9 protein-coding genes are annotated in these 7869 nt (G+C 34.8%); 5 read left to right on the forward strand and 4 right to left on the reverse strand.

The features are described 5' to 3' along the window. The first annotated feature begins 100 nt into the window (after window positions 1-100). Window positions 101-448 carry a DoxX family protein gene (locus tag BLS90_RS13390; protein WP_091258507.1) on the forward strand — a complete coding sequence of 116 codons (348 nt, stop codon included), beginning with the start codon at window positions 101-103 and terminating at the stop codon, window positions 446-448. Continuing rightward, window positions 448-798: a DoxX family protein gene (locus BLS90_RS13395; RefSeq protein ID WP_091258509.1), complete on the forward strand. Its 351-nt coding sequence runs from the start codon at window positions 448-450 to the stop codon at window positions 796-798. The genes BLS90_RS13390 and BLS90_RS13395 overlap by 1 nt, the downstream gene beginning before the upstream one ends. Before the next feature lie 110 nt (window positions 799-908). Here BLS90_RS13395 and BLS90_RS13400 read toward each other — a convergent pair whose 3' ends face one another. Beyond that, complete coding sequence (locus BLS90_RS13400) at window positions 909-1628, reverse strand: hypothetical protein (protein WP_091258511.1); 720 nt, start codon at window positions 1626-1628, stop codon at window positions 909-911. 185 nt (window positions 1629-1813) lie between these two features. Here BLS90_RS13400 and BLS90_RS13405 point away from each other — a divergent pair, with 185 nt between their 5' ends. Continuing rightward, entirely contained in the window at window positions 1814-2746 is a 933-nt protein-coding gene (locus tag BLS90_RS13405; protein ID WP_091258513.1) for an NAD-dependent epimerase/dehydratase family protein, read from the forward strand. Between the two features lie 247 nt (window positions 2747-2993). Here BLS90_RS13405 and BLS90_RS13410 read toward each other — a convergent pair whose 3' ends face one another. Next, window positions 2994-3626, reverse strand: a complete 633-nt coding sequence (locus BLS90_RS13410) for an SDR family oxidoreductase (protein WP_091258514.1) — start codon at window positions 3624-3626, stop codon at window positions 2994-2996. 206 nt (window positions 3627-3832) lie between these two features. On the opposite strand from BLS90_RS13410, the gene BLS90_RS13415 reads away from it, so the two are divergent. Then, complete coding sequence (locus BLS90_RS13415) at window positions 3833-4720, forward strand: carbon-nitrogen hydrolase (protein ID WP_091258517.1); 888 nt, start codon at window positions 3833-3835, stop codon at window positions 4718-4720. Window positions 4721-4798: 78 nt separating this feature from the next. Here the strand turns inward: BLS90_RS13415 and BLS90_RS13420 are convergent, their stop codons facing one another. Continuing rightward, the gene (locus BLS90_RS13420) at window positions 4799-6325 is read right to left on the reverse strand and encodes a choice-of-anchor I family protein (RefSeq protein ID WP_091258519.1); all 1527 of its coding nucleotides are present in this window, start codon (window positions 6323-6325) and stop codon (window positions 4799-4801) included. A 185-nt stretch (window positions 6326-6510) separates the two neighbouring features. Between BLS90_RS13420 and BLS90_RS13425 the strand changes: the two genes are divergently transcribed. Then, window positions 6511-7551 (forward strand): agmatine deiminase family protein, encoded by a 1041-nt coding sequence (locus BLS90_RS13425; RefSeq protein ID WP_091258521.1) that lies wholly within the window; start codon window positions 6511-6513, stop codon window positions 7549-7551. A gap of 70 nt (window positions 7552-7621) precedes the next feature. On the opposite strand, the gene BLS90_RS13430 is transcribed toward BLS90_RS13425, so the two are convergent. Next, window positions 7622-7869 (reverse strand): integrase core domain-containing protein (locus BLS90_RS13430; RefSeq protein ID WP_139171429.1); only part of this gene is annotated, 248 nt, incomplete at its 5' end.

The following is a 7869-nucleotide window of genomic DNA, read 5'->3' on the forward strand; positions in this document are numbered from 1 at the left end:
AATTAAACAAGAAGTATACAAGTGAAGACCAGAACTCACTATAAAATAACGGGGCAGTAACTGAAAAGCCAAAAGAGTAAGAAAATTAAAAAAAACTAAAATGATAAATTTATCCGTGATTGCACAACTCATTGTTGCTATTTCTGTTATTATTGTATGGGTATTCCGTTTTGATAATATTGTAAAAGAATTTAAGCAATATGGATTAAGTGATTTTACACGAACATTTGTTGGAGCGACGAAAATAGCACTGGCAACATTACTTATAACTGGTATCTGGTATCCTTCGCTCGTGCTAATTCCAGCACTTTTAATGGCTTTCTTGATGTTGAGCGCACAATATTTTCACTTTAAAGTGAATAATCCTTGGCAAAAGCGCATACCATCTTTGTTTCTGATGCTACTAAGTCTGTATATTGCTGCCGTAACCCTTAATTTAATTGCCTAATGCGTTTACTAGTAGTTTTAATTCTTTTTTCGAGTCTCTCTTTCTTAGTCTATGGAATCGCTTATTTTACAAATCCAAAAATGAAAAGTGAATTTGTCCGCTTTGGATTGAGTAAATTTGGAACGCTTACTGCAGTTTTAGAGATTGTGGGAGCTTTAGGTTTACTAATTGGCTTGCTGTACGACTCTATTTTACTGCTCTCCTCCGGAGGTCTAGCTTTATTGATGTTTTTAGGTGTAATTGTAAGACTAAAAATTAAAGACGGTTTATGGGCTTCATCTCCTGCTTTATTTTATTTTGGGCTAAACTTATATATCTTTATTGAAACACTAAAAATATTCTTGAATTAAGACCTGTAGGAGTTAGATAGGAATATCAATAATCAATAACACAAAAAAACCAGCCTGATATAGACTGGTTTTTTTGTGTATTTGCAAAAATTAATTACAAAAGGTCTTTTTTATAGTTCTGTAAAAATAGAGGCATCAAAATTTGATTTAACAATTACATTTTTTGGTCCTACATCTTCATTAGGCCTGTCAAAAGACAGTAAAATAGTACCCGTTTTTTGATAATTATTCCAAGGTTTTAAGAACTTTGGTTCGGTATCATTAAAGTTTTTATAGTAGGCCCATTGCGTAATTAAATGCTCTTTTTTATCTACATACAGCCAGTATTTATTTTCAGGGGTTACACCAACTGCATTAAAAGTAAGTTGCAAAATATCTATCGTTTTACCATCTGGTAATTGGTCAGTTTTTATATACTTTAGTTGTACTCCTGGATCTTGTAATTTCCAAGGCATCACCAACCAATACGAATCATTGATCCACCAGTTTTTAGCTTTTACTAGTAGCTCTTGGGTCTTGGTATCATCATTCACTAGTAGTCCATTCTCATAGGCCTTGCCTTTTAAGGTGTTTATGTTTAGTAAAACCACTTGCTTTGCTGCTGGGTTCTCGATGCGAACATCTCCCGTCCATTTGTCCCAAAATATTTTTCTGTTCACAAAATCCCATTGAATGAAATGGGTCGCATTGTAGTTTTTGATACCGCCCATCGCCGTAAGCATTTCTTGCACAATTAAATTTGCCTTTTCATCCTTTGTCTGAGCAAATACGGCAGTGCTGCTAAAAAGGACTGTAAAAATAAGTACAGCTGCTTTATAAATAGTTTTCATAATCCTGTATTTAAATGATTCTAAGAAACAAAAATAGTGACTTTTGTTTCTCTTTTGAATTGAATTCCCATTATTTAAACTTATCACTTCATTATATGTAGTTATTGCTGCTGCTTTTTTTAAAATATTCCCAAACTATTATTCTTATCTTAGCGTGCAAACAAGACACAAGAAATAAATATAAAATGCAAACCATATTAGGAGCAAACGGAATAATAGGAGAAGGATTGGCCCGTGAGCTCCGAAAAAATTATACGCCTCACATTAAATTAGTGGGTCGCAATCCCCAAAAAGTAGATCCAAAAGATGAACTTTTTAGGGCAGACCTAATGGATTCAGAAAGTGTTGTAAAAGCGCTTGAAAATACTGAAATAGCATACCTTACCGTGGGGCTGCCGTACGATTCCCAGATTTGGCTTCGAGATTGGGTTATCGTAATGCAAAATGTAATCAACGCCTGTAGAAAGAATCATTGCAAACTTGTCTATTTTGACAACACCTATGCCTATCCGCAAGACAGCAAAATCCAAACAGAAAATACTCCTTTAATCTCAAATGGAGAAAAAGGAAAGGGAAAGAAAATAGCAGTTGAACTGCTTTTGAAGGCCATTGCAAACAAGGAAATTGAGGCCGTAATTTGTAGAGCTCCGGAGTTTTATGGTCCCAATAAAACCAAGGGACTGACCAACAGTTTAATTTTCGAAAATCTCAAAAAAGGCAAAGAGCCCAAAGTGTTCTTAAAAGAGAATGTCTTACGAACTCTTATCTTTACTCCAGATGCAAGCAAAGCCATGGCACTAATTGGTAATACGACTACTGCTTACGGGCAAACCTGGCACTTACCTTGCGATGACAATAGGCTAACCTACAAGCAATTTATTGCCGAAATAGAACATCAATTAGGACGACAAGTAAAATACAAGGTGTTGCCTTGGCTCGTCTTAAAAATTGGTTCATTTTTTGACAAAAACCTTAAAGAAACACAGGAATTACTACCTCGTTATGCGATTGATAACATCTTTGAGTCTTCAAAATTTAAAACGACATTTCCCGATTTTAAAGTAACAACATACGCGGAAGGAATTAAAATAATCATCAACGACTATAAGATAAAGTAGCACTTTTTCTGATTTGATTCCTTAAACTAAATCGCCTTCTCTTTTAAATAAATTTGTCATAACCATTTGATAACGAACTATTCGTGATTTAGCGCTTCTCCAAATCCAAAATTTATATTATGAAAGAAGTACTAAAAAGTAATAAAAAATAAGTTGTCACAGCATGCGTTAAACACCAAATACTTGTCCAAATTGAATAACCACTTGTAACTATAATGGTATAAATATTTACTCAAGATTAGATAATCTAACTCACTTTCTCAAGTGCTTTGCCTATTGAAGTTTCTCCTTTAATAATTTCAAAAGTCGCGTTGCTAGCTACGGTATCATCTAATGTTTGTACCAAAGTTTGCGCCACATCATCCCGACTAATTTCGCCTCGTTTATTTAACTTTTCTTGCAGCTCAATGGTATTTAAAGCAGCTTCATTAGTTAGAGAACCAGGTCTAACAATACTAAAATCTAAACCACTTGTTTTTAAATATTCATCGGCGTTGTGCTTTGCTTTTAAATATTCTTGCAATTGAGTCGCTGCTTCCGGTTTGTCAGCTCCCATCGAACTCAACATCACAAACTTCTTAATATTTGCTTTTTTGGAGGCATCAATTAGTTTTTTTGCTCCTTCTTGATCTACTCCAAGGACATTTTTCCCGGCAGAGCCAGCAGCGAACACTACTTTATCAATCGGTCGATTAAAAACAGAAGAAATATCTCCTTTTAAGTCACCCAGAACAGTTTCAATGTTTTGAGCTTTAAAATAAGCTTGTTGCTCTTCTTTTCTGACCATGGCTATGGGGTGAAAATTGTTGGATACATTTAAAATAGCCACTATCTTTTTTCCTGTGGTGCCATTTGCACCTACTACTAATATATTTTCCATACCTAAAAGTACGCAAATCAAGTAGCTTACCCGAAACTAATTTACTGTTTAACTTTAGATTAGTACTTATTAACATTCTTTTGAGAAAGATAAAACTTGAAATTACCATCGTAAAATAACAACTACTTATTTTTCAATTCATTTTCAATTTTACCATTTTCTACTCTTTATAAAATTCACTATTTTTGCAGTCTAAAAATTAGAGTATGCCAAATAAAAAATATAAGATCGCAGTTATTCAATTGAACCTTAACGATGTCGCCGAAAATAACTTGAAAAAGTGTATTAGTTGGGTGCGTGATGCTGCGAGTCAAGGTGCGGAAGTAATCTCTTTACCGGAATTGTATAGCAGTCATTATTTTTGTCAAAGTGAAGATGTAGATAATTTTGCTTTGGCAGAACCATTGTACAGTACTTCTTTTATTGCTTTTAGCGCTTTGGCAAAAGAATTAGGAGTTGTAATCATTGTTCCTTTCTTTGAAAAAAGAATGGCTGGAATCTACCATAACAGCGCATACATCATAGATACTGATGGATCAGAAGCGGGATTGTACCGAAAAATGCACATTCCAGATGATCCTCATTTTTACGAAAAATTCTATTTCACACCTGGTGATTTAGGGTTCAAAACGATTCCAACTAAAAAAGGAAAAGTTGGAACTTTAATTTGTTGGGATCAATGGTATCCGGAAGCTGCTCGTTTGACGGCTTTACAAGGTGCAGAAGTGTTGTTTTACCCAACAGCAATTGGATGGCATCCACAAGAAAAAGAGGAATATGGAGTAAACCAACATGGTGCTTGGATGAGTGTAATGAAAGGCCACGCCGTTGCGAATGGCGTTTATGTTGCAGCAGCAAACAGAATTGGTTTAGAGCAATACTTACCTGATACGGCGGGAATCCAGTTTTGGGGATCTTCGTTTATTGCGGGACCACAAGGCGAAATTTTGGCGCAAGCCTCACACGACAAAGAGGAAATCCTGATTGCCGAAGTAGATTTAGACTTACAAGAAAATGTACGTCAGAACTGGCCATTTTTTAGAGATCGAAGAATTGACGCTTTTGGAGATATTACTAAAAGAGCGATTGACTAACGTATCTTTCGACAATTAAAAATCCCTGCTTAGAAATAATTCTTAGCAGGGATTTTTATTTAAAGTAAACTTCTAAATCTAATTCAAATCGGGTTGAAATATTTTAACGACACCGTCGCCTTCACTACTGACCGCGACTAAACTTCTTTTGGTAGGACTTTTTGAAGCTGGAATAAATAGCAATCCTTCTGGAGCATCACCTGTTTTAAAAGTCTGTAAAAATTTTGGTGCAACTGGATTCGAAACATCATAGACCATAACGGCGTCTACTCGTTCCAATCCCACAAAAAGAATCGTTTTATCGCCCATTTTAGTCACCACAACGGATTCTGGCTCTACTGATTTATCATCACTTCTGGCATCATCATAAATACCTAATTCTTGTGCTATTTTGTCTAATTCATTTTTACTGTCGAATACTAATTCTCCTGTATTTCCATTCCAAATGGAAAAAGAACGTGCTCCAAAAGAAACCAATTCGTCAAAATCACCATCGCCGTCTGTATCACCCATTTTGGTATTGATATTCAATCTTCCCATACTTGTTTCAGCTTTTAAAGTTGCAGCATTAGGAAATACAATTGGATCTAAAATAACAGACGAACTGCTGATTCTTTTTACATCTACAAAAGCTGAATATTCTCTAGCATCACCTTCATTTGCAGTAACAAAATAAGGAATTTTATTGATTTCAAAATTAGTGATAGCGTCCGGTTGAAACATTCCTTTGACTTTCCATACATTTGCCAAAACGCCACCGTCTTTATCGCTGATATCGATAGCATTTTCGGCAAGATTATAGTCTTTATACCCTAACGGAAAAATATTCGTGATCGTTTTGGTTGCCAAATCAATTTTAGCCACTCCGTTATTTTCTTGTAAAGTCACCCAAGCAGTTTTAGAATCTGCAGAAATCGTGATGTATTCCGGTTCAATATCAGAAGCAAAATTATTTGTTGGACTTGCTATTCTGAATCCTTTTGTTTTCAACGTACTCAATTGACTGCTAAAACTTCCGAAATTTAAAGTCGTAACCGCATAATTATTGTTGATCGCAATAATAGAAACAGAACCGTCCGGATCTATCGAATAAGAATCATTTGGTTCTCCTTCATTAGCAGTCATGATACAATTTCCGTCAGGAGAGAAAGTAATCATATCTGGCAAAGCGCCAACCGTAATTTCTTTAATGACACTGTAATTAGCCGTATTAAAAACGACCACTTTTCCTGCATCTTGCTTATTTGGTTTTGCTTCTAATGCTACTGCTAACTTTCCATTATAGGTAGCCACACTATTTGAAGTTCCATTAAATGGTGTTAAATCGATACTTGTTACAAAAACCGGACTGGATGGATTAGACAAATCTATAACATCAATTCTATTCGTATTACTGTTGTTTACGGTAAATAATTTTTTAGAAACATCATCATACGCACTAATTTCAGCAGCTCCGGCGCCACCAATTGTTATCGAACCAATTTCTTTAAAAGTGGCAGCATTTTCATTGACAACCAACTCAGGAGATTCCTCTTTATTAGAGTCATTTTCGCAACTTGACAATACCAAAATTGCCGCTAATAGTGTAATACCGTATTTTCTCATAAGTATATTTTTAAATTTATTCAAAAATAACTAGCTGAAGCTCAACAAAAATTAACTCAATATTATATAATCATTACCAAAACTATTCTTATAAATTTATGTAATGTCCGAAATGAATGGTTGCGAACTATTTTAAAATCCTACTGAATGTTTATATTTGCAGTCTTTAAAATTAGAAACGCTGTATGACTACAAATAATAGAAGATTCCCTGCAGAATGGGAAAAGCAACAAGGAATTTTACTTTGTTTTCCTCATAATGGAAAAGACTGGCCGGGAAAATATGAAGCGGTTCAATGGGCTTTTGTAGAATTCATTAAAAAGGTAGCGACTTTCGAACAAGTCTTTTTAGTGGTTGCCGATGAAAACCAAAAAGAAAAAGTAAATACGATGCTGGAAACGGCTCATGTTGCGCTGGCAAATATTTCCTACATCATACATAAAACCAATAGAAGTTGGATGCGTGATTCAGGTCCGATAATCATTAAAAACGGAACCGAAAGAGAAGCTTTAAACTTTAATTTTAATGGGTGGGCGAAATATAAAAACATACAATTAGACAAATTTGTTCCTGCAAAAGTGGGCGAATTTCTGAATATTCCTGTGACTCAAGTCATGTACAAAGGTAAACCGGTGATTGTTGAAGGTGGTGCGATTGACACCAATGGACGCGGTACCTTATTAACTTCGGAAGAATGCTTAATGCATCCTGATATTCAGGTTCGGAATCCAAATTTCACCAAAGCGGATTACGAAGCGGTTTTCAAGGAATACCTTGGAATTACCAATGTGATTTGGTTAGGTGACGGAATTGAAGGCGATGATACGCATGGACATATCGATGATTTATGCCGATTTGTAAACGAGGATACTATTGTGACAATTGTAGAAACAGATCCAGCGGATAATAATTACAAACCATTGCAAGACAATTTAAAACGCTTGCAAAACGCCAAATTGGAAAATGGTAAACCGCCTATAATTGTAGCTTTACCAATGCCAAAACGTTTGGAGTTTGACGGATTGCGTTTGCCTGCGAGTTACGCTAATTTCCTGATTTTGAACAATTGCGTTTTAGTCCCAACTTTTAACGACAGTAATGACCGAAAAGCATTGAACATCCTTTCAGAATGTTTTCCGGATCGAGAAATCATCGGAATTAGCTGTACCGATTTCATTTGGGGTTTTGGAACATTGCATTGTTTGAGTCAACAAATACCAGAATAACATTAGATTTAAAAAATAGAGATGTCTTGTCCTGAATAACCGATACAGATTATTAGATAAAAATATTTAATTAAACACTTGCAAAAACTTTTTTGCAAGTGTTTTTTGTTTTATATGTCCTCATTTTAATTTGACTTTGTATATGCATTTTGTTTGGAGTCAGCATGAAATTAGAATAATGAGGTCTTAATTCATTGTATATACTGATTGATTCTTTTACAATTTGTTTCATGATTTTTAAATCTAGGTTGTATTTATCAATCATGAATTCCTGTTTTAATATTCCATTTATTCTTTCTGCTACTGCATTTTCATATG

Origin of the sequence: Flavobacterium omnivorum, assembly GCF_900099915.1 — a bacterium.
In the GTDB taxonomy this organism is placed as follows: domain Bacteria; phylum Bacteroidota; class Bacteroidia; order Flavobacteriales; family Flavobacteriaceae; genus Flavobacterium; species Flavobacterium omnivorum.